The sequence below is a fragment of the Neptunicella marina genome, from assembly GCF_014270035.1.
GTDB lineage: Bacteria > Pseudomonadota > Gammaproteobacteria > Enterobacterales > Alteromonadaceae > Neptunicella > Neptunicella marina.
Genome location: NZ_JACNEP010000010.1, coordinates 37,187 through 61,095, shown reverse-complemented (window position 1 = coordinate 61,095; position 23,909 = coordinate 37,187). Strand labels below are relative to the sequence as shown.

Genomic DNA, 23,909 nt, shown 5'->3' with positions numbered 1-23,909 from the left:
CTGTGTCAGCCGCAGCAACATCTGATGTAGGGATGAAATAATCGCACATTGGGGCTAGTGAACCCGTTTATAGTTAAACTTTTCTTCAGTAGTAGTGTTTTTTTTCTCAATGGCGACATAGATATTAATTTCATCGTCGTTGACTTTTTCAACGGTAAGACCATCGAAGTAAACCTTGTTGGTGGTCACTTTTACCAACGGGAAGTTGACTGTTTCATCCTGTTTCTCCCAGCCTTTTAAATCGCCACTAAAATGCTTAAGTCTGAAAACAAGACTGTTATTTTGTTCAGCAATGGTCTCTATTTCATAAAACTTCACTTGGTTGTCCATTACCAGTTTAAACGCTCCCATCATGCTACCACCTAAAGGTGGAGCCCAAATTTCTTCGGTGATACCCCCAAACGCTTCTCCTCGCCAATGACCTGCAAGCCACTTAACCACGTTTAAACTGGCTTTGGGAGAGGTCTGGTTTTGTGCCAGATATAAAATATGTTCAAGTTTCTCGGTAGCATAAGTTGTAACGGGCAGTAGAAGTAACAAACAGTATACAATGCCTTTTTTCATCTGGGATTCCTTGGTTCGTTATATTGAAAACACTGGTCGGATCGAGCACTGGTTAAATCGTATTACACGCATCAGATACATCAAAACTGTATGGTTAAAAAATGTACTTGTAAATGATTTTGACGGTTTTGCCTTACCGGAGCGGGGCTTTGGCGTTGAATATATATTAAGCCAATGATTTGATGGAGTTTGTAAAGCCAGCTTAACATTGATTTGACTATAAGAAAGTCCATTAAAGCGGGTGCAACGAGAGGGGATTATGTCTAGAATAGCGCCCAAAATAATTCGCTACATTACTATGAGGACGCCTGATGTTATCAAGAGACATGAACATCGCTGATTTTGACCCTGAATTATGGCAGGCCATCCAACAGGAAACGGCTCGTCAGGAAGAGCACATTGAGCTGATCGCATCTGAAAACTATTGCAGCCCACGTGTGTTAGAAGCACAAGGTTCACAACTGACTAACAAATATGCTGAAGGTTACCCTCACAAGCGTTATTACGGTGGCTGTGAATATGTTGATGTGGCTGAAGAATTAGCCATTGAACGTGCTAAAGAATTGTTTGGTGCTGATTTTGCCAATGTTCAACCCCACTCAGGTTCACAGGCTAACAACGCTGTATTTTTAGCTTTGTTGCAACCAAACGACACTGTATTGGGTATGAGTCTGGCACATGGTGGTCACTTAACTCACGGTTCTCATGTTAACTTCTCAGGTAAAACCTACCACGCGGTTCAATATGGTTTGCACCCTGAAACCGGCGAAATTGATTACGCCCAGGTTGAAGCGTTAGCGCTTGAGCACAAACCAAAAATGATTATCGGTGGTTTTTCTGCATACTCAGGTATTGTTGACTGGGCCAGATTCCGTGAAATTGCCGATAAAGTGGGTGCCTATTTGTTCGTTGATATGGCGCACGTTGCAGGCTTAATAGCAGCTGGCGTTTATCCGAACCCTGTTCCTCATGCACACGTAGTAACCACTACCACGCACAAAACATTAGCTGGTCCACGTGGCGGTTTGATTGTATCGGCTTGTGGTGATGAAGATATCTACAAAAAGCTGAATAGTGCTGTATTCCCGGGAAGCCAGGGTGGTCCTTTGTGCCACGCTGTTGCTGCAAAAGCAGTCGCCTTTAAAGAAGCGTTACAGCCTGAATTTAAAGCGTATCAACAGCAAGTCGTTGCTAACGCCAAAGCGATGGTGAGAGTACTACAGGAACGCGGTTATGATGTGGTATCTGGCGGCACTGACAACCATTTATTTCTGATGGATTTAATTGCTAAGGACATCACTGGTAAAGATGCTGATGCTGCTTTAGGCCGCGCCAACATCACGGTTAACAAAAACTCAGTACCGAATGATCCGCGCTCACCATTTGTGACCAGTGGTTTACGTATCGGGTCCCCAGCCATTACCCGTCGCGGCTTTAAAGAAGAGCAAGCCAATCAGGTTGCTAACTGGATTGCTGATGTTTTAGATAACATCAACGATGAAGCTGTGATTGAGCGTGTTAAAGGTGAAGTGGTTGCTTTGTGTAAGCAATTCCCGGTTTATGCTTAATTAATCCGATCAATGACAAACTAAAAAAGCGATGCTCAGCATCGCTTTTTTTTTGGCGTGTAAATTGCAAAACGAAAGATATAAAAATGTGAAAGGTTAAATTTCCTCTAAAAGTCACCTAAAAATTGTCATATGGAAAGGTAATTACATGAATTCCAAGCGTTGTTCTTCAAAGTACATAGTGTCTACACTGGCAATATTTGGCCTCAGTGGATGCATGAGCTGGTACGATATTGCCGCATCAGATGATACCCGCTTGTGTGCACGTGATGATGGCAGCTTTTATGAATGCAAAGATGTTGTACCTGTTGCAACAATGCAAATGCCTGAGCGCAATAGCGCGCTATATAGTTCTGATATGCAATTTAGCCGATTAAATGAATACACGGAGCAAATGGCATTTGAATTAGGACGTGATTTGCCAGTGCCCTTGGACAAGGTTATAGGTATCGCACCTATGGCTAACGATACAAAAAACGCTTATCCGCAATTTTCACGACATATGCTTGAGTACCTGATTGATTGCATGCAACAGGAAGGTTTACCTATTAGTGAAGAGGTGAGTAATGATGATTATTTACAGACATTTTGGTCAAGTGATGAAGCAAAAGAGCTTGGTTTTGGGTATTTCTTATCTACCAGCATAATGTCAAACTCAAACGGAATTGTATTCAACGCGAGAGTTGTAGAAGCAATGAATAAACGTGTTGTTGCATCGAGCTCTCGATTTATTCCTTATTCCATTGCTGAACATGCACAATGATTCTGTAAAATAGCGCCTTAGGTTAAATGTTCATTAATTAACCAAGATAAAATTTTTCTAAAAAAATATTAGCCATTTTATTAACTCAAATTGGTGGTATTAGAATATATAAGTGTGTATTGGTATGTATACTTTGGCTGTGCATAAATTTATTTATTGATGCTTGTGTAATTATCAACTTACTAGAATAATTTATGTACCACTTGGCTGAGTTTTAGCCGAGATGAACAAGAACTGGACGTTGTGAAGTTCCTTCAATGTCTTATTTTTACTCAATTCGCAGAAAGTATCTTTAAATAGTTGAAATAAAAATCTAAAAGTCTCTCAAACTGTGCCGATAAGAAATCGTTAGGCAGCTTGTGTCGTTACAATTAATGCGTTTTTATTGTGGGATACTAGGTGATGGGCGATTCTTTATATTGTCTGCTTAATATCTTTCTGATAAGAATTTGGAAAAACATTAGGAGTGTTGTTATGCAACAAATATTGAAAAACAATAAAGCCCTTGGACTAGGGGTGGCGCTGTTAGCCAGCACAGGAGTGGTTAATGCTACATCCTATCCATTGCCGGTAACCATTACCGCTGTTAGTGATGTTTCTATTAGTGAAGATCAACCGCTTGATTTTGGTTCAATTATGTACACCGCAGCAGGTGGGACTTGTTCTATCGATGCTAACGCACCAGCTGATGCTGATGTATTGACAGATGGTCTAACTGTGGGTGGTACTTACGGTGATATTACCGGAACTGGGTGTATCAACTCGACTGGCGCAACAACTAAAGTAGGTAAATTTAGTTTAAATGGTATTGATGCTCAGACGGTATTAATCTCAATTACCGGTGTTGCAGCTGGGGGGGATTTTAGTTTTGTTCCAGCTGGCTGCTTGGCTAATTATGATGGTGGGGCGGCAAGTGATACTTGTACTACCTACAGTGGTGATATTACGAGTATTCCTAAACCGTTAGCTGCAACTGCTGATGTGGGTGGCTCAGCTCTTGTTGGCCAATTGGGTTTTACCGTGGGCGGTACTGTTACTATTGGGGCTACAGATCTTAATCCAAATACGGATTATTCTGCCAAGTTTACGGTGGATGTGATTTATCAGTAATTGATTTTGAATCACTGATAAACATATTGCGAATTACGAATAGAAGGAGCGTTGCAATGCAACCTACAAAACTAATTAAACTAATCCGTACCATCAGTATGGTAACACTGTTTGCCGGTATCAGCGGTAGCGCGATGGCGAACACTCAACAATATGACGTTAAGTTTAAAACCGTACCTGATGTTGGTCTGACACCGTTAACGGCGATTGACTTTGGTTCAGGTATGAAACTTAACTCTGGCTCAGTTTGTACTATGCAAGTCGCTAATGCTACAGGTGCTTTCTATCCAGGTAACAGCCGCCTTAAGATCGCATCAGGTGCAGCTGACGCTGAAGGTGCAACTTATGGAGAGCTGGCTGGTACTGGCTGCAGCTATACTACGCTAACTGGTACACCAGGTGTTTATCAGATTACAGGTGTACCTGGCTCTACCGTTAAAATTACATTGCAATCAGTTAGCGGAACCAGTTTTGATTTTGCTCCCGCTGGTTGTGCGAGTAACTATGATGGTTCATCTGATGGTGATTCATGTACTGCCTTGTTAACGGATACTCAGGCTTCTGTTGTGTTAGCCACCTCTGGTGATACTGTAGGTAACTCAGCAGGCTCAGGTACTATTACATCAGGCTCTTCCATCATTGTTGTAGGTGGTGATGTTACTTCAAACATCAACTTTACTACTAGTCAGTTATATACTGAGACCTATACAATCGATGTAACTTACTAAGTTGGCATGTATTTTGATTGAAGCCATAGTCTTTGTGAGAAGACTATGGCTTTATTAATTGAGGTGAACATGAATTTAGTAAAAAAGAAAATTTATATATTTATATCTATTGTATGTGCTGTTTTTAGCGCGTATTCCAATGCAATAGGAATGTCGGCATTTCGTATTTATCTTGATCAAGATAACCCTCAAACCGATTTCATAATCTATAACCACAACACTTTACCGCAGGAGTGTCAGTTAAAATTACGACACTACGCATTTGATGATGCCGGTAAAATGACAGAGTATAAGGGAGAAGAACCCTTAGCCAATAGCGCAGAAAGTTGGGTCAGGTTTTCGCCACGAAAATTCACCCTTACGCCGCAAAACAATCAAACTGTGAAATTTGTTATGCGTCGGAAAGCCCGTTCGGAAGCGGCAGAGTACCGTTCGTACGTATCTGTTGACTGTGGGGTTGAGATTAAATCAGACGATGATAGTAAAAAGGAAATGATATCAATTGCACCCAAGTTAGTGCATAACCTGCCAATCATTGTTCGCACTGGCAAACTTGAAGCCACCTTGAATATTTCCAATGTCAATATTAAAGACGGTAACGTTTATTTTCGTTTAAATCGCACTGGTAACCGATCTGTTTACGGTGACGTTCAATTAATTGAAAAATCAACTGGTGATGTAATCAGTGAACAAAAGACGTTGTCTTTGTATACAGAAACTTCTCATTCCGATTTTCACTTAAATCTTCGAAATAAAAATCCTGCCGACCTTATATTACGTTTCACTGAAAACAAAGCTTTTGGTGGTACGTTAATTGCAGAAAAAGACCTGTAATTCTACTTGTCAAATTAATGTAAGTTGGGAGTTCGCTTAGGTAAGCGAACTCTTCTTTTCAGCTTTTTCTGTTGTCAGGTAGTACGGCCGTAATTTTGGTTGAATAGAGTTAATGTTTTGAAGATATCTGCGTCGTTAAAAGTAGTCGCTATTACAGTGCTTTTATGCCAATTGTACTCATTTAATGCTAGAGCTACCGAACTGCGTAAAGTTACATTAAATGAAGACGATTATCTTATTCTGTCTGTACGGTTAAACGATAATAATACTGGGATCAGTGTTGACGCCTATCCAGCAAACAGTAAGTTATTGTTTGCTGTGTCACCGTTATTTGATGGATTAGGAATTCGATACAAATTAAATCGATCTCAGATAGAAATCTGGCGAGATGAAACGGCCTTTAATTATTCATTCAATTTTAGCGATATAAATTCGACTCTATACTGGAGTGAAAATTACGGTGAATATTTCATAGACAGTCAAATTGTTGAAGAAATATTTAACGCTAAGGTTATTTTTGATCCTTACACGCAAAGACTAGATATCAAAACTGCAGATGCAGTATTTCCAATTCAAATTTTGGATGAACAAGAACGAACAAGACGTGCAGAGCGGTTGAGTCAAAATAAGTCGAGTGGTCGAAATACAGTACCCACCATAACCATTCCGGATCAATACCGGCTTTATACTTTTCCTACAGGATACTTAAATGCAGCTGCTGATTTTGATAAAGAGGATAATCAGTACAATTTAACCTTGCAGCTCACCTCTGATTTTCTGTATCACTCGACTGAATTAACCATGTCGGATACCGGGAATGGCGAAACACAGGCTCGACTTGCTTTTTCTCGATACAAACAAACACCTGATGAGCCTGTATTAGGTTTCTTTGATCACTATACGTTTGGAGACGTGACATCCTCAACTTCGTCTTTGACGTCAAATAGTCAAAGTGGTGTCGGTGTTAATTTCGTTTCTCGTCCAGAATTTTTACGTACGCAAAATCAGTCTGTGACGTTTAAAGAAACCGCTCCCCCCGGATGGGAAGCTGAAGTGTTTTTGAATGGACGTTTTTTACAAAGCACAGTTGTACCAGATGATGGTTACTTGATTCTTAATGATTTAGAAACCCAATATGGTGCAAATAACTTTGAAATTAAGTTGTACGGTCCTTATGGTGAAGAACGTGTCATCACTAAATACTTAGATTTAACAAAAAATGCATTGGCTGAAGGTGAGACATCATCACAATTTTATGCGTTGAGCGGTGGACATCGCCTTATCAATGATCGTAGTAACGATAATTATAATATTACCGACTTTGGTGGAAATTTTGATTACGGCTTATCTGATTCCTGGCAGATTGGACTCCGTTATAGTAGCTCAGAAATTGGAGGCGAAACCAAGCAAAGTATCAGCCTAAAGAACGCGTTTGCATTTCCTGGACTATTACTTGAAAACGATATTTCTGTTGATAGTAACGGCGGCTATGCCCAATTATCAACGTTAAATGCGAATGGTTTTGGTCGTGATGTAATGGCATTCAGCTATTTAACAGCTAAGGATTTTAAGAGCAATAGAATAAATGCCGAGCGTGGTTCTATTCAGAATATAATGGCGAGTTACACGGGGCGTTTACCTTGGTTCGATTATAATTTTGCTTTTGAATCACAAGATAACGCTAACTATAAAAGTCGTTCGTATTCGAACCGTATTTCCAGCTATTTTTCTTCTGTGTCGATCAATAATGAATTGCGATATAACCAAAACTGGGATCATTTGAATGAAGATGATTTGTCTGAGTTTTGGACGGGGCGTTTAACTGTTGGTGGACGCCTAAGTGATAATATTCGTGTCAACGGTAATCTGGTGTACGATCCGGAGAAAATGTCGTTGAAAGAATCATCAACGGTAGGATTGACCTGGAAATTAACCGATCCCTGGGATCTTACACATTATATTACCGGGCGTTATTATTTTATTGGTGAGCAAAAACAATGGAGTATTAGTGAAAACTTAGCTAAAGAAACTCCTTCTGCTCTTTACACACTCTCAGCCAGTTATAACAGTGAAAGTAGTTGGTCGATTCAGGCTGGAGTGAGATTCTTTTTTAATTATGATTATTACAATAACAGAGCCATATTTAACAGCAGGTTGGGAAGTGCCAATGCCGTATTAAGCGCTCATACTTATTTGGATCGTCAATTAAATGGCATACCAGATCCTCTCGATTATGATTTGGAAGGTGTTTCGTTTACTGGAAACCCCTCGTGGCAAAATATAACCAGTGGTAAAACCGGTCGCGCTATATTGCCGGGCATCAGTACACGTGGAGTCTTCCAATTTGGAGCGAACTGGCAAAATGGTACACAAATTTATAATAATGACTATGTAGTTTATGCCCATCCGGGAGCTTATGTTGAAGCGAATATGCCTTTTTACATGTCTTCGGATTTTATCGGCTATGTATATCGCGATAGCAGTGACTCGCAAGTAGGCATTACCAATGTGCCAATATTTCTTAAAAATGCAGACGACGAAGTCGTCAAAGAAATTAAAACAGATTTGGATGGATATTTTGAACTAAATGAGCTTAAACCAGGCCAATACATTATTGAGATGTCGCCTGAGTATGTCAGTCAACAGGGGTATACATCCGACACCATTGGATATCGTATTAGTACTCCACGCTCAGGTGGGTTAATTGAATTAAGGCCATTAGTACTTGAACGTGTAGAAGAAAATGGACAATTGAAAGAGCAGGCAATAAGAGATTATAAATACACTGAAAACGACGTTGAGTCTCTCATTTGGAGTGAGGACGAACTACAAAGAAGAAATCTGTTTTTGTTACCAACTAAGTCTTTCCCTGATGCTCCTCATTCTTTGGGTAACGAGATGATGGATTCTGCAAAAACAACTCAAGAGCAAAGGAATTCTTTGCAATTAAAATCTGATGTTAAAGTTACATTTCCACACTTAAATAAAAATGCAAATGGATTAGCTGTGGCTGAAGTTCAAAGAGGTACTGCTACACAACGGCCAACGCAGAACCAAACTGTAATAGTTTCTGCAGTAAATCAAAATAATGCGTTACAGACACCAACCGTTGGAACTAATGACCTTGTTCAGATGAAGCAAGGTAACAAATATTCAATCCAGGTTGGCGCTTATTCTACCAAAGTAATGGCAGAGCAGATGTTAGCATCTTACCTTCAGAATAAGGGGAGCGAAGGCGATGTTGAAGCTGTTATGGGCAACAGTGGAACTCTATATAAAGTTTATATTGGTAAATTTAACACGCCAGAGGAAGCACGGTTATTTGCAGATGCAAACTGGCCACAACAAGATACTTTTGTTATTAAAAGAGAAAGTAAAAATGCAGTGCAGCTATCCTCAGATGATGTAAATACAATACCCAGTAAAGGTTGGGTTCTACAATTTATGGCAACTGCAACAATGGAATCATTGCGTTCTTCTTTAACCGATGTGACAGTAAATGAATTCTATATTGCTGAGAAAAATGTTGCAGGAACCCATTATTACTGTGTCATTAGTAAAGACTTTTTATCAAAAGCACTGGCGATGGAATATAAAAATAAAAACGGTTTAAACGCATGGCCGATAGAAACTAAACAGTTTCAGGACATCAGAAAGCTAAGTAATGGTGAGTGAGGAACGGATGAAAAAATATCTGTCATCAATTTTATTATTAGCCGGTCTGGCATTGCCGCAAGCTCATGCACAGGACGTATTTAGCGTAATTGATGATATAGATTTTGGTACTATTTTTTTCAAGCAAGGTATTTGTGATATGGATCCTGCAACAGGGGCTTTGACCAATGTTACGGGGATAAACACATGTGAAGAATCATCCAAAGGTACAGTTGGAAGTTATGTTATAACAACCTCGCCGAATGTTACTGTTACAGTTAAATTACTACAACGAAATAACGCTGGTGACGGGCTTATATTTGAACCAACCGGAAAAATGAGAAATATTTCTCAGGAAGTTGACGTACCAGCAGGTATTGACGTTCAAATATCAAGTGGGTCGACAGGAGTTGTAAGGTTATTTGTTGGGGGGCGGTTGCGTTTGGCACAAGATATGCTGCCTGCTAACAATTATACATTTTCTCAACCTGTTGGAATTGAATGGTCGATAACTCCTTAATTTCTATGCTTTTTAATACCAATTCAATTAAACATTCTTATAACAAATGAAATCATTCGTATCACGCCATTTGATTATTCTTGACCATTTTTGGGAACAGATGAAATTTGTAAAATATCATTTCTTCTTTTTAGTCAGCCCTATTTTGACTGTTTTCGTTGTTAGCGGCTGTTCCACCCAATTAAAGATTGCCGGAGAGCAGCATCATAATGCGGCAGAAAAATGGTACGCCTTGTCACAATACACTGCTAGCTGGATGCCAAAATACGGTTTTACAGTAACCGCGCAGCTGAGTTTCCGGACAGAAGGGAATGAAGTTTTGCCATACCTGTCCTCGATTACACTTTCCCGAAAAGCCGGTATCAGTAATATTGATTTGTTGATCCCAGAATTTGAAAATAAATTTATCTGCATAAAACAATGCATGCAATTAACTGAATTGCAACTAATGCAAGGTAGTTATGGTAATACTTTACTTAGTCAATACCTTAAGGCTTACGAGTTTGCACTGTTTGATTTCTATGCAGAGATGTTCTTATTGAATGATAAACTAGCGTTAATACAAACAATTAATGCTAGTAAGTTAAGCAACTATTTGAACTATTTATCAAATATTCATGAAGAATTTAAAACATTAAAATCGCTAACCGATTGGTTAGGTGAGCAAATAACACCTGCTAAATTCAAGGATTTTTTGAATGATCCCACACTAGAATATAAAGCCACGGTTAATGCATATTTCAAAGATCAAAACGTTAATTTATTAGCTTCGGAGCCTGACTCTGCATGGCAAATTGATGATCAACAGAGGTATTTGTCGGAAGATAAAATGGAAAAAGGTGAAGTGGAAAAGGATGCCATGGATCCAACACAATCGTGGATTGTGGGTGAATTAGTTCATTCGCCCGATCAGTATTGGCAAAGCGCAAATGATGTTCCGCAAGAGAGCATTAATTGGTTAAGCTTGAAAGAAGTTTACTTTGATACAAAAATTTGGGAAGAGGCAAAACAAGCCGGCGTTGTTGTTGGTGATACAGTATGTAGTTATCAGGATAATTATTTTGGTGTGGTGAGTGAAAGTAATGATCGTGAGATAAGTGTTTTTGTACAAGGACAAGGAAGAACAATACGCGATGGGCTAATAATTATGTTACCTCGGGGAGCGTTGTTTACCCCTGAAAGTACGCTGACATTTTTACCCATCGCTACGAAAATGAATTTTGCAATTGATGATATTGCAATTTGTACAATTAATTTAGGGCAATAGTTGCCGCTGGCTTTTGTTCTGGGGAAATTAAAATATTTTTACAAACTTGTTGTGGTAAAAGTATTTGCCCAGTACCCACTACCGCTTTAGATTCTATCCCTACAATTCTCGCATTCACTAAATAGCCATTTTGTTGTTTTACCATGGTGCCGCCCATCACATAACGGATAGGCATATCTCCACTGAGTTCAGTGTAGTCACGGCTGAAAATAAAATCGCCTTGCTCAGTCACGCGGATTGCCCCTGTGGTTTTAAAATCAATAACAGGGATACCAAGTTTGTGCATTTCGTGCATAACGCTTTCAGCTAACTGATTACCAAGAATGTTGGTTTTGGTGTAATCGCTATCGAGCAAAGTAAAACTTCCTACTGCTACCGGTGTTGTGTTGTTCACATATTGGAGGTTGCTCACCAAGTCTTGCATTAAAGCACGAACATAAAAATTAATGTCCTTCTCGCTTTGATTTTTTTGATGATGTTGTAGGGATGTTGACCCCATGATGGGGCGAAACTGCTGTTGGAAACCCACACTATTTTGAAGTGATTGGCTACCGGAAACATCAGGTCTTTTAACTTGCTGGCTATCTGGCATTAGGCTGCAAGCGCTACATATCATCGATAGGGTGGTAACAAAGAGAGTTCTTTTCATATTCAAATCCTAATAACTACCGCGACTTAGCCGGTTATTGGTTTGTTGTATTTTTCCTGCATGCCATATCGCGTCAGCCGGTATTAGATCAGTTGCTGCTGCAAGTATTTGTTTTGTGTCAGTATCTATAATTCTGGCATTGATCATCATACCATCCTGCTGCTGAGAGAATGTTCCTGTAAGGAAGTAACCAATATTTAACGATTCATCTAACTCTTCAACAGTGCGGGATAGCATACGATCCTGGTAATCTGACAGATGGATTTGCTGAGTCGTTTTTATCTCAACAACACGTAAACCAGCTTGTGTGGCAAAGGTTTGCAGACTTTCCTGCAATTGCTGTCCAAATGTGTCTGTTTGGGGCAGTAAATTGCCATCAAGATGATTAACCGGAATAAATGTGCCAACCGCTAGATTTTTTTTAGTATCCAATGAGTTTGCTGTAATCAATAACTGACGAATAAGCTGCTCACTATAGAAATGTAATGATTGAGCAGGTTGGTTTGTATTTTTGACTAACATGCTACTGCGGCCGGGACTGTATTTACTTAACATTAGGCCATGTTGTTCTTCACGTGTTAATTCGCAACCACTTAACATTTGAGTGCTTACAACGATGATGCAAAATAGGCTTTTATACTTGGGCATTTCAATTCCACAATTAAAAGTACGTTGGTCGTTACGTTTATAGACGTTCGCCAAACTTTCATCTCTGGCTGTGAAGTCAGCAAAAAATACGCCAGTTCTAAATTTGTTTGGTTTAATTGCCAATAGTTAAAGCAACAGTCGTTGCTCCCAGGTCTCTGTTTGCCTACAATATCGCCCTTTTTTGACAGTGAAGAGATGAATATGCGCGTTGCTTTAGGCATTGAATACGATGGAAGCCAATATCACGGTTGGCAAAGACAAAATGAAGCCATCGGGGTGCAGCAACGTTTGGAAGAAGCCTTATCTCAAATTGCCGATGAGCCTATTCAGGTTATTTGTGCTGGCCGCACCGATGCAGGCGTGCATGCGACCGGTCAAATCGTGCATTTCGAACACACTAAACCGCGGGTGGAGCGTGCCTGGACGTTAGGTGTTAACACTATTCTACCCGACGATATTGCCGTTAAATGGGCGGTGCCTGTAAGTGATGATTTTCATGCACGGTTTTCTGCGACGGCCCGTCGTTATCGTTACATTATTTGTAATCAGTCGATGCGCGGGGCAATTTTATCGCAGGGGGTGACTCATATTCATCATCCTTTAGATGAAAAAAGCATGCAGCTAGCAGCAAACTGTTTGTTAGGTACACATGATTTTACTGCATTTCGCGCAGTGCAGTGTCAGGCACATTCGCCGGTAAGAACCATTACCAACATTGAATTACAACGCTTTGGCGATTACTTGGTACTGGATGTTCAGGCCAATGCCTTTTTGCACCATATGGTGCGTAATATTGTGGGTTCACTCATTGTTATTGGTAAAGGCGAACAGCCGGTTGAGTGGATGCAGCAATTACTTGATGGTAAAGACCGGACTAAGTCTGGCGCGACTGCCAAACCCAATGGTTTGTATTTAGTACATGTGACGTATCCTGAGGAACATGCGTTGCCACATACGTTTCTCGGACCACTTTTTTTGCCATTAAAGGACTTCTAAGACCAGTTTTAATTGGCAGGCGTTTGTTGAAATGTGCTTTAATAGCCTCATTTTACGCTCGGGGCATATTTGATGCGCCGTTGTTACAACCAACTATCAGCGAATAAGCAGGAATAATAGTAAATGAGTTGGATTGAAAGAATTCTACCACGCACCCAATCTTCCACTAAAAGCAATGTGCCGGAGGGCGTGTGGGCAAAATGTACAGAATGTAAAGCCACTTTGTACAAAGTCGAACTGGAAAAACAATTAGAAGTTTGTCCTAAGTGTGATCACCATATGCGTATTAAGGCTCGTTCGCGTCTGGAACACTTTTTAGATCAGGGCGAGCGTAAGGAGCTAGGCGCCGAATTGGAGCCAAAGGACATCCTTAAATTTAAAGATTCCAAAAAATATAAAGATCGCATCAGTGCTGCGCAAAAAGCCAGTAACGAAAAAGATGCGATGGTGGTCATGCAGGGTAAACTGAAAGGTATGCCTATTGTAGCTGCCGCATTTGAGTTTACCTTTATGGGGGGCTCGATGGCCTCTGTGGTTGGTGCTCGATTTGTAAAAGCCGTTGAGGCCAGTCTTGAACATAATATGCCGTTTGTGTGTTTTTCCACCAGTGGTGGCGCGCGTATGCAGGAAGCTTTGCTTTCATTAATGCAAATGGCAAAAACCAGTGCGGCATTGGCTAAAATGAGTGAGAAAGGTTTACCTTTTATTAGTGTTCTGACTGATCCAACCATGGGCGGCGTGTCTGCTAGTTTAGCGATGTTGGGGGATGTGAATATTGCTGAACCTAAAGCCTTAATCGGTTTTGCCGGTCCTCGTGTTATTGAACAAACGGTGCGTGAAGTATTACCGGAAGGTTTTCAGCGCAGTGAGTTTTTATTAGAAAAAGGCGCTATCGATATGATTGTCGATCGTCGTCAAATGCGTGATAAAGTACACAGCATTCTTAGCAAGTTACATCATCAGCACATTCAATAATGCACAATTCTGCTTCGACCATGCCGGCTACCTTGCCGGCTTGGTTAGATTACCTTGAAAAACTTCATCCCAAAAATATTGAGTTAGGTTTAGATCGCGTTCGTAAAGTTTATCAGCGTATTTCACCTGATTTTGCTAACAGTAAAGTTGTTTTGGTTGGTGGCACTAATGGTAAAGGCACAACCTGTGCAATCGTCGAGCAGGCTTGTTTAGCCGCAGGGCAAAGCGTTGCCGTGTACAGTTCACCTCATTTAGTTGATTACCGTGAGCGTGTGCGGATTAACGGCAAAATGTTGGATGAGCGAAAACATATTGACGCGTTTTGCAAAATTGAACAGGTGAGGGGAGATATTGCTCTTACCTTTTTTGAGTTTGCAACCTTGGCGGCATTGGTGTTGATTGAAGCAGAGCAGGTAAATGTTGTATTACTCGAAGTAGGATTAGGCGGCCGCCTTGATGCGGTTAACATCGTAGAACCGGATTTATCGGTGATTACCACTATCGACCTCGATCATCAGGATTGGTTAGGCGATACCCGCGAAAAAATTGCCTTCGAAAAAGCCGGTATTTTACGGGCAGACAAACCCGCGATAATAGGTGAAACAGACCCGCCTCAGTCTTTGCTTGATGCCATTAATGAGCGCAAAGTCCATGCTTTATTCAAAGGAAAAGACTTTTCACTTGTGGTGAAAAACACTGGATTGGTCTGGCAAGGCAAACAGGAACAAATTGACTTACCTAACGCCAATATTCCGGCTGACAATGTGGCAAATGGATTGGCCGTTATTGAGTGGTTAGACTTGCCTTTAAATGCCCAGCAGCTTTATACACTGGTTGAAAATGTCACGTTAGCGGGGCGTTGTCAGATTATGCAACGTAACCCAGTGGTTATGCTTGATGTGGCGCATAATCCGCAGTCTTGTGGTTATTTAGCTAACAAAATCCTTGGCATCGAATTTGCGCATTTGCATTTAGTGGTGGCCATGTTAAATGACAAAGACAGCCTTAATAGTCTGAGCACGTTTTTACCATTAAATGCCAACTGGTACACCGCGAGTTTAGATGGGCCAAGAGGGGGGAAAGCGGAAGCGCTTAATAAAGTGCTGCATCAGCAAAAATCGGTGTTATCATTTCCGACAGTAAAACAAGCTTTTCAACAAGCGCTTGAAAATGCTAAAAAAGAGGATCTAATTGTGGTGTTTGGATCGTTTCATACGGTCTCAGAAGTCATGCAGTTAAATTCTAATCAAGGAGCGTAGGTTTGGCCTCGGCATTTCAAAACAGACTGGTCGGCACCATAGTGGTGGTTTCTTTAGCGGTAATTTTTTTGCCGGACATTCTTGATGGTGAAAAAGTCTCACATAAAGATAATTTCGTGCCTATTCCTCAACGCCCGGTGTCAAAACCCGTCAACAATACCGTTGCATTTCCACACCAGCAGGTGGCTCAGAATGTCACGCGTCAGGTGGAAGTGGTGAATGATCCTGTGCTTGATGATCCACAGGATGGCGATACTCAAGACACAGTTGAAGAAACTGTTAGTGAATCACCCACAGAACAAGCAAATGATCACGCCGAATTACAAGCGCTGGAAAAGCAAATTGCCACTGAGCCTGAAAATGCTGGCTGGGTAGTGCAACTCGGGGTGTTTCGCCACAGCCGCAACGTAAAGGAGCTGTTGGTTAAATTGCAAACCGCCGGTTATCGCGCTTTTAGTTTAAAAATTCAAACCAGCGCAGGGGAGTTAACTAAAGTGTTTGTTGGTCCGGATGTTGATAAAAGCAAGCTGGAAAATTCGATCCCTCACCTTAAAGAAGTCACTGGTTTAAAGGGGCGTGTGACGGAATTCGAGGTCAAATAGCCTGAAAATTATGAGCGTTGTGAAGTTAAGTGAATTGATTTGTCTTAACTTTAATGTGGCGCTCATCCAGCCCTTTTGTTAGAATTCGCGCGCATTTTCACAGCAACGTGTGGTTATGAACTGGATTGATTTCGCCATTTTAGGCGTCATTTTACTTTCTACCTTAATAAGTCTGGTGCGCGGCTTCGTCAAAGAGGCGATCTCTTTAGCTGTGTGGATCGGTGCCTTTTTTATTGCCAGCCAGTTTTACGCTGATCTGGCGGTTTACCTGACAAATTTTGATGATGCCATGATCCGAAATGGCATTGCTATCGCTATTCTTTTTGTGGTCACCCTTATTCTGGGGGGGCTTCTTAATTATATGATTGCACAGTTGGTGCAACATACCGGATTAACCGGAACAGATCGTTCTTTAGGGGCGGTTTTTGGTCTGTTGCGTGGCGCGTTAATAGTCAGCGCAATGTTATTTTTTATGGATGTATTCACGCCAGCATCGAATGCGGATTGGTGGCAGTCTTCGGTGCTTATTCCCGAATTCAAAGTCGTGGTTGAATGGTTCTTTACTTACCTTAAAAGTAACTCCAGTTTTCTAAATACGATCTGATTAAATAGGTAACAGACATGTGTGGTATTGTTGGTATTGTCGGTAAGACGCCGGTTGTGCAGGCCCTTTATGATGGCCTTATTGTGTTGCAGCATCGTGGCCAGGATGCCGCCGGCATTGTGACTATAGATAGAGGCATGTTTCACCTGCGTAAAGCAAATGGTTTAGTACGGGATGTGTTTCATACTCGCCATATGCAACGTTTAAGTGGTCAGTTTGGTATTGGTCATGTGCGTTATCCTACAGCGGGCACCTCTAGTTCAGCTGAAGCTCAGCCGTTTTATGTAAACTCGCCATTTGGAATTGCTTTTGCGCATAACGGGAATTTAACCAACGCCCACGAATTACAGGATGAAGTATTTAAAGTGGCGCGTCGTCACATTAATACCACGTCAGATTCCGAAATTTTACTCAACATCTTCGCCCATGAATTGCAACAATGTCCCAATATGCATTTGCGCCCGGAAGATGTTTTCGCTGCTGTTATCAATGTTCATCGTAAAATACGTGGTGCTTATGCCTGTGTTGCCGCCATTATCGGTGTGGGCATGGTGGCATTTCGCGACCCCTTTGGTATTCGTCCATTATCATTAGGCAAGCGCACTACGCCTGAAGGTGACGAGTATATGGTTGCCTCGGAAAGTGTCGCGCTTGATGCAGTAGGTTTTAAATTCATCCGTGATTTGGCGCCAGGCGAAGCCATTTTTGTCACAGAAGATGGGCAACTTTTCTCGCAGCAATGTGCGGATAATCCACTTAATTCACCCTGTATTTTTGAGTTTGTTTATTTTGCCCGCCCTGATTCCTTTATCGATAATATGTCGGTTTATGCAACCCGTGTGAACATGGGACGTAAGTTAGGACAAAAAATTGCCCGTGAATGGCAGGATATGGATATCGATGTGGTGGTGCCAATCCCGGAAACCTCCTGTGATGTGGCCTTGCAAATAGCTCAGGAGTTAAATATTCCTTACCGTCAGGGATTTGTTAAAAACCGCTATATCGGCCGAACTTTTATTATGCCGGGGCAGACCATGCGTAAGCAGTCGGTGCGCCGCAAGTTAAACGCGATCCCGTCAGAATTTAAAGGTAAAAATGTACTGTTAGTGGACGACTCGATTGTTCGTGGTACAACGTCAGAGCAAATCATTGATATGGCACGTGAATCGGGCGCTAAAAAAGTCTATTTTGCCTCAGCAGCGCCGGAAATCCGTTTCCCTAATGTGTATGGTATTGATATGCCAAGTGCCAATGAGTTGATTTCTCACGGACGTGAAGTGGATGAAATTTGTGAATTTATTAAAGCTGATGGCCTAATTTTTCAGGACTTAGCAGATTTAGTGGAAGCAGTAAGGGAAGAAAATCCTGAAATCAAACAATTTGATACTTCAGTATTTGATGGCAAATATATTACGGGTGATGTGAATCAGGGTTATCTGGAGCAATTAGATTTGTTACGTTCGGATATGTCAAAGCAAAAATCTGAAAGTGCTAATATCTCAAATCTTGAATTACATAATATCGATAGCGATAGCTAAATATTGAGTTCAAACAATTTTAAACATTAAAAAAGGCAGCCAGGCTGCCTTTTTATTTTTAAGAAAATTTAAGCCAGTACAGGCCCCATGCCCATACTCCAAAGAATAACGCTGGAGGCCATCATCACTACCAGCAGCACCAAACCGCAAGTCACCACTGAACTGGAGTAGATAAAGCCGCGCTCTTCGGGAATATGCATCATAATGGGAACGCCTGAATATAGCAGATACACCGAGTAAGTCAGACCAACCAGTCCTACCAGCATCACAAACCACAAGACAGGGTAGAAAGATGCAAAACCAACCATAAATAATGGTGTAGCGGTATAGGCTGCTAATTCCAGTGATTGGGTATAGGTAGGCGAAGAACCAAATGTTCTTGCCATCCAGTGGATTAAATAAGCCAGTGCGAGCGCCCCACCAATTAATCCGAAGTACATCGCTGTGCTGACAATCATTGCACTGCGCTCGGTTAATACAATTGGATCGCCCACGCCTATGCTCCAGCCAATATGAACCGCAGAATAATAACTGGTGAGACTGGGTATAAGAGCAATGATCATAATATGAGACAAACTGTACAACAGACTTTCATGACGTCTGTCTATCGTTTGCCATTCTTCTTTAGGATGGGTGTAGAGTCCAAAAATGTGATTTAAAATCATTTGGATTACCTCGCTGCTGTTGTGCCGTTTTATAGTTTTTTACATTTATTTAACACCAGTTTGTTTTAGCTTGGTTAAATCGTCAACAACTTTTTGGTTAAATAATCAACAAACTTAATAAGGTACTGACTGAGTTAGCATTTATCAGGCATTCAGCTGTACAACTTAGGTTTAAAATAAGTGTAGAAGAGCTTGTTAAATATCACCTGAGATTTAGTAAAAAATATTTATTTGATATTGACTGAATTAGGTCGTAATAAACTGGGTTTATCAGGTTTTATGGTAATATCTGCACCGAACCTGGCGCACTTTGACGTTTCACTACTTAGCGCCATTCCAGCTCGACAACCACTTCGCAGGAATTAACATGCTTAGCGCTTATCAGGACTTACTCGCTCCCATTAACCAGTTTTTACAATGTGAAACCCCCCAAGGGTGGTTGGATGAAGCCATAAAACCTCAAAACCTACCAGTTTTGTTATTAGATCACTTGGTTTGTGAGTTAAAGGCAGCGCAATCCGCCATGTTTTTGATCCGCAAATATGCAGTGGATAAAGACAGCGGCGACGCCTTGTTGCAATGGCTTAAACCGTTTGAGGATTTTACTTATCGTAAACAAGGTGACTGGCGAGCCTTAAATAAACATGAGAAGTTAAGCCGTTCAATGATGCCAAAATCGGGCAATCTTTACAGTCAGGATCTGATTGATAAAATGGTGTTACTGATCAAAGAAGAGTTACATCATTTTTATCAGGTACTGGAAATGATGCAATTGTTTGATGTGCCGTACGACACCATAAGCTCCAGTCGCTATGCCAAAGGGTTATTGACCCATGTTAAAACCCACGAACCTCAGGCGTTAGTCGATAAGTTAATTTGTGGAGCTTATATTGAAGCACGCTCCTGTGAACGTTTTGCCAAATTAGCTCCGTTTTTAGATAAGCGCCTGGGTGAATTTTATATTTCCTTGTTACGTTCAGAAGCGCGTCATTATCAGGACTATTTATCGCTCGCGCAGGAAATTGCTGGTGAGGATATTAGTGAACGTGTCGAGTATTTTGGTCAGGTCGAAGCTGATTTGATTTTATCAAGTGATAACGACTTTAAATTTCATAGTGGCGTGCCAGTTGATGCAATCGCAGCCTAATCCATTTTCAAGAAAAGGCTGCTGATTAATCGCTTACAGTATTGAGTTAAAATGCGCTTAGCGGTTCTTTAATACCGGTTTCCTGATTTAAGGTTACTTCTTTAAATACAACCTGGTCGGCCGGGCTGAGTAGTGGCGCTTTGCCTAGTTTAAAGCTCTGTTCTTCAACAATGGTTTTGTACACTTTGTTTAGATCAAGCGCACGTTGTTTAGTAGGTAACATAAGAACCGCTATATCCTGATGTAGTTTATTGAACATCTCTTCTCTGGGTTGTCCGTTTTCATTAAAGAACTTCGCTTTAACCTCATCGTTGGCTCGAAATTCGTCACCTGTAGGGTTATGTTTTAGGTAATAGCTATATTCATATTCGCCGTCACTTTCACGTTTAGGCTCAGGAACACCCTGCATGGGTTTTTGTTGCCAGTGATACCATCCACGCTGGAAACTTGAATGGGGAAGTTTGCGATAAAATGAAATATTGCTGTCTATCATCACGCCGGTACCACCGTGACAGCCGGTACAAGTAATTTGTTCTTCATAGGTTTGAGGACGAAGCTCACCCTGATAGTCTTCAATAAAGCCCTGGTAATTCCAGCCCTGAGCGACATTCACACCTTCTTCCGCGTTGCCTAAAACAGTCTTAGTGCGGTCCGGGAAATCATGACGTTCTTTAATTTCAGCATTGACGATAACCTCCCATTGGTAATAGGTCATCCAGCTGTGTTTTTTGGCATAACGCAGCTCTTTCATGCGTGGCGCCATTTTTACCTGACCATTATTATCAATGTCCAGATAACGCACGGAATGCAAAAATTCTGTACCCTCCGGGAAAAGTTTTGCCGCCATGTGTACGTTGCCATGCTGTTGTTCGACTTTGGCTTTACCCACGTAAGACATAAAACGTTTTTCCAGCGGCGCCCAGTCATATTTAACCTGTTTTGCTGTGCCAAGCACGCCGTTTTTGTCCAGATCCACACCTAAGATGTTTTCATCAATCGGATCAATTGCCACATCCTGTTCCATGATCATAGCTTCTACAATTGCCATGTTTATTTTATAGATGCTTAGATCAAACTGTCCCTGTTCATTTTGTTGAAACGCTGGCGCTAAACGGATGCTGACATCATCAGTGGAACCGTTGGTGGGCATAAAACTGCCGGGAAGGGGATAATAGGCGTAACTGCGCCATCCTGTGTAATCGCCATTGGGTGTACGGTCAAAGCCCTGGTTATCAAAGTTAAAATAACTGTCGGGCACATAGCCGTCCCAGCTGTTATTGTTGTTCGCATCAAAATACCTGATGTCGTCTTTTAAGCGTTTTTTCAGGCGAATATTGCCTTGTTCATCAAAATAATTGTCCTGCCTGACGTAGGTTAATATCTGCTCATCTGAAATATCTGCAATTAGCTTGCTGCGGTCTTTAAACAGATTTTTCCATGGGTTTTTTAATACACTGGTCGGAAAAACGTAATTCAGCTGCACATCAATATCATTCAGCATATTGGGCCGTTTGCTCATGGTATGACAGGCATAACATGGGTTAACTGTATGATTTTCTGATACTTCAGGTTTGGTATAACACTGTGCAGGAATATAAGGACTTGGATGGCTTAGAACATCGTTATAAATCACATCCATTGTTTTCGCAGAAACAGGTAACACCCATAGCAAGGTTGTTATGCCAAAATAACGCATGACGACTGATGGGAAATTAAAAAACATGGCAATCTCCAGATAGAACAAAAGGGGGCAATAGCCCCCTGAATTTTTAATTATTGTTTTTCACTGAATAGAGATTATTCAGCTTTGGCTGGGAATGGACCCACGTAACCAGTGTAAGCACGACCTTCACCGGTACCTGTGTCTTTATCACCATCAGATTCACCATAAGGGTGTTGAACCACGCTCATCAGGTATGCCCAACCATTGATGTTTGGATACCAGTAAGGTGATGTGGTTTCTGAACCGTAAGGTGTGGTCTGGATACGAGTCAGGCTGCCTGCGTCTAAATCATAGGTCCAGATCGCATCGTTTTGGTGGCCACTGCCGGTATCTTCACCGATAATTAACTGATTGTGACCTGCCATGTAGGTCACGTTATCAGGATTAGCGATACCATTGATATGACAAGAGTTGTTGCCTTCAAAGCCTGCGACTTGTGGGTCCTCGCCTGATACTGGGCGGCCCGCAACCAATGCCGTCATATCTTTAACAACAGAGCTTGAGTTAATCGCGTTACCGGCAGTATCGTTCACTGCATCTGTGGCTACGTTTAGTTCGTAAACCGTACCACATTTGTTTTCGGTTAGCTGGATATCGCCAGCACCATCAGTCATGCCTTTTGCAACTTCTGACATAGCCACGTAAACCTTGTTACGGTCTGGTGCAAAGGTAATACCTTCTTCCTTACGGAATTCAGTGGTTGCGCCCGTTAATGCGGCATAACGACGGGTTTCCATGCGGGATGCTGCTTTTTCCATACCGGAACGAAGCTCTAAACACTCAGTCTTACCGTTAGCACTGATAGTGGTACAGTTTTCGGTATCCACATCGAAAATATCAGCGAAACCTAAGGCTGCTTGTGTTGATGAACCATGTACATAATCGCTGATTTCAGAATCAGTTGCATGCCCAAGGTTTACCCAGGTCAGGTCAGCCGCACCGCCATTTTCGGCTGACGTTTGGTTCCACTTGGCTGAATACAATGTACCAGCACTTAGATCACCGGCAGTATCAGCAACGAACATGAAGAAACCGACGTTGGTACCATCATCTGACATGTAAACCGTTTTTGAATCAGGCATAACGTAAGATAATTCGAAGGCCAGGCGACCCATTGCATAATGCTTGTTCAGGTCGGTTGTGGCATCTTCGCTCACTTCTATTTCTATATTCCAGCCGTAGAAATATGGATTAGTATCACCTACCAGGCCCATGTATTCGTTCATACTTGACGCGCTAGCTGGGTTTGATGCGTCTGGCTCATATTCTTCAGAGGCTAAATGAGTGGTCCATGGAGTGACAGATGCGGCACAGTGTACCCAACCACCGTCAACACCTGACTGGTCAATTTGACTCATGTTTTTAACGCTTAATTCACCCGTAGTCTGATCCTGATTTAATTCCATCAGGAACATAGCGCCGGGGCGTGATTCCATTTGAGATACAGAGAACAGCTTATCGTCAATAGGTAATAACGAGGTATGCTCGTTAGCATCAGATACTTTACGCGCACCATCTTCGCCATACATTGGCTGACCATCTTTATCGACTAGCTGACCAAATACTACGTCGCCAAAACGGTCTCCAGAACGAGCCAGAATGTGGTAACCCACATCTAAGGCTTTTTCCTGTTCACCATCAACTACTTTAGCCTGACCTACCATAATCTGGCGTTTGTCATAGTTTGAAAGAGGTGCGGCAACTTCTTCGAATTTAATTTGAGCGGTAGAGGAAATCATTTGAGCATTGGCACTAGGAGCTGAACAAACGCTTGATTCACTTTGTACTTCTGCAGCGTCCAGTTCACCATTGGCGTTAGCATCAACACCTGCCTGTACTAATGTGGAGCCGTATGGGCAGGCTTCACTTGCTTCCTGAGTAACAACTTTAGTTAAAGCTGATGCGCCATCAGTACCATTAGTACCGTTTACACCATCTTTGCCATCATCGCCGTCGCCACATGCAGCAAGTAATACTACAGGCATAGTGATCAAAAGCGCGCGAATAGATTTAGCCAGTTTAGACTCAATCATCATTGTTATAGTCCTTGTGATTAGCATCATTATAGTCAGAGCAACAGGCTCTAGTTTTAGTA

General features: G+C 41.6%; 21 protein-coding genes. 15 read left to right on the top strand and 6 right to left on the bottom strand.

Features of this window, described 5'->3' with window-relative positions; genetic code table 11:
- Positions 1–54 precede the first annotated feature (54 nt).
- Positions 55–564: a DUF6265 family protein gene (locus H8B19_RS12825; protein ID WP_186507292.1), complete on the bottom strand. Its 510-nt coding sequence runs from the start codon at positions 562–564 to the stop codon at positions 55–57.
- Positions 565–875: 311 nt separating this feature from the next.
- On the opposite strand from H8B19_RS12825, the gene glyA reads away from it, so the two are divergent.
- From glyA to H8B19_RS12785, 8 genes are all read left to right on the top strand, one after another.
- Complete coding sequence (gene glyA, locus H8B19_RS12820) at positions 876–2,132, top strand: serine hydroxymethyltransferase (RefSeq protein ID WP_186507291.1); 1,257 nt, start codon at positions 876–878, stop codon at positions 2,130–2,132.
- Positions 2,133–2,280: 148 nt separating this feature from the next.
- Positions 2,281–2,895, top strand: coding sequence for a FlgO family outer membrane protein (locus H8B19_RS12815; protein ID WP_186507290.1), 615 nt, complete (start codon positions 2,281–2,283; stop codon positions 2,893–2,895).
- Between the two features lie 474 nt (positions 2,896–3,369).
- Positions 3,370–4,005, top strand: a complete 636-nt coding sequence (locus H8B19_RS12810) for a DUF4402 domain-containing protein (RefSeq protein WP_186507289.1) — start codon at positions 3,370–3,372, stop codon at positions 4,003–4,005.
- Positions 4,006–4,061: 56 nt separating this feature from the next.
- Positions 4,062–4,733, top strand: a complete 672-nt coding sequence (locus H8B19_RS12805) for a hypothetical protein (protein ID WP_186507288.1) — start codon at positions 4,062–4,064, stop codon at positions 4,731–4,733.
- A 69-nt stretch (positions 4,734–4,802) separates the two neighbouring features.
- Positions 4,803–5,567: a fimbrial biogenesis chaperone gene (locus tag H8B19_RS12800; RefSeq protein ID WP_186507287.1), complete on the top strand. Its 765-nt coding sequence runs from the start codon at positions 4,803–4,805 to the stop codon at positions 5,565–5,567.
- Positions 5,568–5,666: 99 nt separating this feature from the next.
- Complete coding sequence (locus tag H8B19_RS12795) at positions 5,667–9,242, top strand: SPOR domain-containing protein (protein ID WP_186507286.1); 3,576 nt, start codon at positions 5,667–5,669, stop codon at positions 9,240–9,242.
- Between the two features lie 7 nt (positions 9,243–9,249).
- On the top strand, positions 9,250–9,741 hold the full coding sequence (locus tag H8B19_RS12790) for a hypothetical protein (RefSeq protein WP_186507285.1): 492 nt from the start codon (positions 9,250–9,252) through the stop codon (positions 9,739–9,741).
- A 100-nt stretch (positions 9,742–9,841) separates the two neighbouring features.
- Positions 9,842–11,008 carry a hypothetical protein gene (locus H8B19_RS12785; RefSeq protein ID WP_186507284.1) on the top strand — a complete coding sequence of 389 codons (1,167 nt, stop codon included), beginning with the start codon at positions 9,842–9,844 and terminating at the stop codon, positions 11,006–11,008.
- Here the strand turns inward: H8B19_RS12785 and H8B19_RS12780 are convergent.
- Together H8B19_RS12780 and H8B19_RS12775 are read right to left on the bottom strand one after the other, a co-directional pair.
- Complete coding sequence (locus H8B19_RS12780; RefSeq protein ID WP_241737605.1) at positions 10,992–11,600, bottom strand: FlgO family outer membrane protein; 609 nt, start codon at positions 11,598–11,600, stop codon at positions 10,992–10,994. The genes H8B19_RS12785 and H8B19_RS12780 overlap by 17 nt on opposite strands.
- Before the next feature lie 66 nt (positions 11,601–11,666).
- Entirely contained in the window at positions 11,667–12,305 is a 639-nt protein-coding gene (locus tag H8B19_RS12775; protein WP_186507283.1) for a FlgO family outer membrane protein, read from the bottom strand.
- A gap of 201 nt (positions 12,306–12,506) precedes the next feature.
- Here H8B19_RS12775 and truA point away from each other — a divergent pair, with 201 nt between their 5' ends.
- From truA to purF, 6 genes are all read left to right on the top strand, one after another.
- The gene (truA, locus tag H8B19_RS12770) at positions 12,507–13,301 is read left to right on the top strand and encodes a tRNA pseudouridine(38-40) synthase TruA (protein ID WP_186507282.1); all 795 of its coding nucleotides are present in this window, start codon (positions 12,507–12,509) and stop codon (positions 13,299–13,301) included.
- A gap of 123 nt (positions 13,302–13,424) precedes the next feature.
- Positions 13,425–14,276, top strand: coding sequence for an acetyl-CoA carboxylase, carboxyltransferase subunit beta (gene accD / locus H8B19_RS12765; RefSeq protein WP_186507281.1), 852 nt, complete (start codon positions 13,425–13,427; stop codon positions 14,274–14,276).
- Entirely contained in the window at positions 14,276–15,535 is a 1,260-nt protein-coding gene (folC, locus tag H8B19_RS12760) for a bifunctional tetrahydrofolate synthase/dihydrofolate synthase (RefSeq protein WP_186507280.1), read from the top strand. The genes accD and folC overlap by 1 nt, the downstream gene beginning before the upstream one ends.
- A gap of 2 nt (positions 15,536–15,537) precedes the next feature.
- Positions 15,538–16,137 carry an SPOR domain-containing protein gene (locus H8B19_RS12755; RefSeq protein WP_186507279.1) on the top strand — a complete coding sequence of 200 codons (600 nt, stop codon included), beginning with the start codon at positions 15,538–15,540 and terminating at the stop codon, positions 16,135–16,137.
- 115 nt (positions 16,138–16,252) lie between these two features.
- The gene (locus tag H8B19_RS12750; protein ID WP_186507278.1) at positions 16,253–16,741 is read left to right on the top strand and encodes a CvpA family protein; all 489 of its coding nucleotides are present in this window, start codon (positions 16,253–16,255) and stop codon (positions 16,739–16,741) included.
- Between the two features lie 17 nt (positions 16,742–16,758).
- Entirely contained in the window at positions 16,759–18,279 is a 1,521-nt protein-coding gene (gene purF / locus H8B19_RS12745) for an amidophosphoribosyltransferase (protein ID WP_186507277.1), read from the top strand.
- Positions 18,280–18,347: 68 nt separating this feature from the next.
- On the opposite strand, the gene H8B19_RS12740 is transcribed toward purF, so the two are convergent.
- Positions 18,348–18,944 carry a Yip1 family protein gene (locus H8B19_RS12740; protein ID WP_186507276.1) on the bottom strand — a complete coding sequence of 199 codons (597 nt, stop codon included), beginning with the start codon at positions 18,942–18,944 and terminating at the stop codon, positions 18,348–18,350.
- 367 nt (positions 18,945–19,311) lie between these two features.
- Here H8B19_RS12740 and miaE point away from each other — a divergent pair, with 367 nt between their 5' ends.
- Positions 19,312–20,091 (top strand): tRNA isopentenyl-2-thiomethyl-A-37 hydroxylase MiaE, encoded by a 780-nt coding sequence (miaE, locus tag H8B19_RS12735; RefSeq protein WP_186507275.1) that lies wholly within the window; start codon positions 19,312–19,314, stop codon positions 20,089–20,091.
- Between the two features lie 46 nt (positions 20,092–20,137).
- Here miaE and H8B19_RS12730 read toward each other — a convergent pair whose 3' ends face one another.
- Together H8B19_RS12730 and H8B19_RS12725 are read right to left on the bottom strand one after the other, a co-directional pair.
- Positions 20,138–21,814 (bottom strand): hypothetical protein, encoded by a 1,677-nt coding sequence (locus H8B19_RS12730; RefSeq protein WP_186507274.1) that lies wholly within the window; start codon positions 21,812–21,814, stop codon positions 20,138–20,140.
- A gap of 74 nt (positions 21,815–21,888) precedes the next feature.
- Positions 21,889–23,850, bottom strand: a complete 1,962-nt coding sequence (locus H8B19_RS12725; protein WP_206683188.1) for a PhoX family protein — start codon at positions 23,848–23,850, stop codon at positions 21,889–21,891.
- Between the last annotated feature and the right edge of the window lie 59 nt (positions 23,851–23,909).

Coding starts and splice junctions, on each gene's coding strand:
- H8B19_RS12740 (WP_186507276.1), bottom strand. CDS start 18,944: ATGATTTTAAATCACATTTTTGGACTCTACACCCATCCTAAAGAAGAA.
- H8B19_RS12725 (WP_206683188.1), bottom strand. CDS start 23,850: ATGATGATTGAGTCTAAACTGGCTAAATCTATTCGCGCGCTTTTGATC.
- H8B19_RS12730 (WP_186507274.1), bottom strand. CDS start 21,814: ATGTTTTTTAATTTCCCATCAGTCGTCATGCGTTATTTTGGCATAACA.
- H8B19_RS12780 (WP_241737605.1), bottom strand. CDS start 11,600: ATGCCAGATAGCCAGCAAGTTAAAAGACCTGATGTTTCCGGTAGCCAA.
- purF (WP_186507277.1), top strand. CDS start 16,759: ATGTGTGGTATTGTTGGTATTGTCGGTAAGACGCCGGTTGTGCAGGCC.
- H8B19_RS12815 (WP_186507290.1), top strand. CDS start 2,281: ATGAATTCCAAGCGTTGTTCTTCAAAGTACATAGTGTCTACACTGGCA.
- glyA (WP_186507291.1), top strand. CDS start 876: ATGTTATCAAGAGACATGAACATCGCTGATTTTGACCCTGAATTATGG.
- H8B19_RS12805 (WP_186507288.1), top strand. CDS start 4,062: ATGCAACCTACAAAACTAATTAAACTAATCCGTACCATCAGTATGGTA.
- H8B19_RS12800 (WP_186507287.1), top strand. CDS start 4,803: ATGAATTTAGTAAAAAAGAAAATTTATATATTTATATCTATTGTATGT.
- miaE (WP_186507275.1), top strand. CDS start 19,312: ATGCTTAGCGCTTATCAGGACTTACTCGCTCCCATTAACCAGTTTTTA.
- H8B19_RS12790 (WP_186507285.1), top strand. CDS start 9,250: ATGAAAAAATATCTGTCATCAATTTTATTATTAGCCGGTCTGGCATTG.
- H8B19_RS12775 (WP_186507283.1), bottom strand. CDS start 12,305: ATGCCCAAGTATAAAAGCCTATTTTGCATCATCGTTGTAAGCACTCAA.
- H8B19_RS12810 (WP_186507289.1), top strand. CDS start 3,370: ATGCAACAAATATTGAAAAACAATAAAGCCCTTGGACTAGGGGTGGCG.
- truA (WP_186507282.1), top strand. CDS start 12,507: ATGCGCGTTGCTTTAGGCATTGAATACGATGGAAGCCAATATCACGGT.
- H8B19_RS12785 (WP_186507284.1), top strand. CDS start 9,842: ATGAAATTTGTAAAATATCATTTCTTCTTTTTAGTCAGCCCTATTTTG.
- folC (WP_186507280.1), top strand. CDS start 14,276: ATGCACAATTCTGCTTCGACCATGCCGGCTACCTTGCCGGCTTGGTTA.
- H8B19_RS12825 (WP_186507292.1), bottom strand. CDS start 564: ATGAAAAAAGGCATTGTATACTGTTTGTTACTTCTACTGCCCGTTACA.
- accD (WP_186507281.1), top strand. CDS start 13,425: ATGAGTTGGATTGAAAGAATTCTACCACGCACCCAATCTTCCACTAAA.
- H8B19_RS12750 (WP_186507278.1), top strand. CDS start 16,253: ATGAACTGGATTGATTTCGCCATTTTAGGCGTCATTTTACTTTCTACC.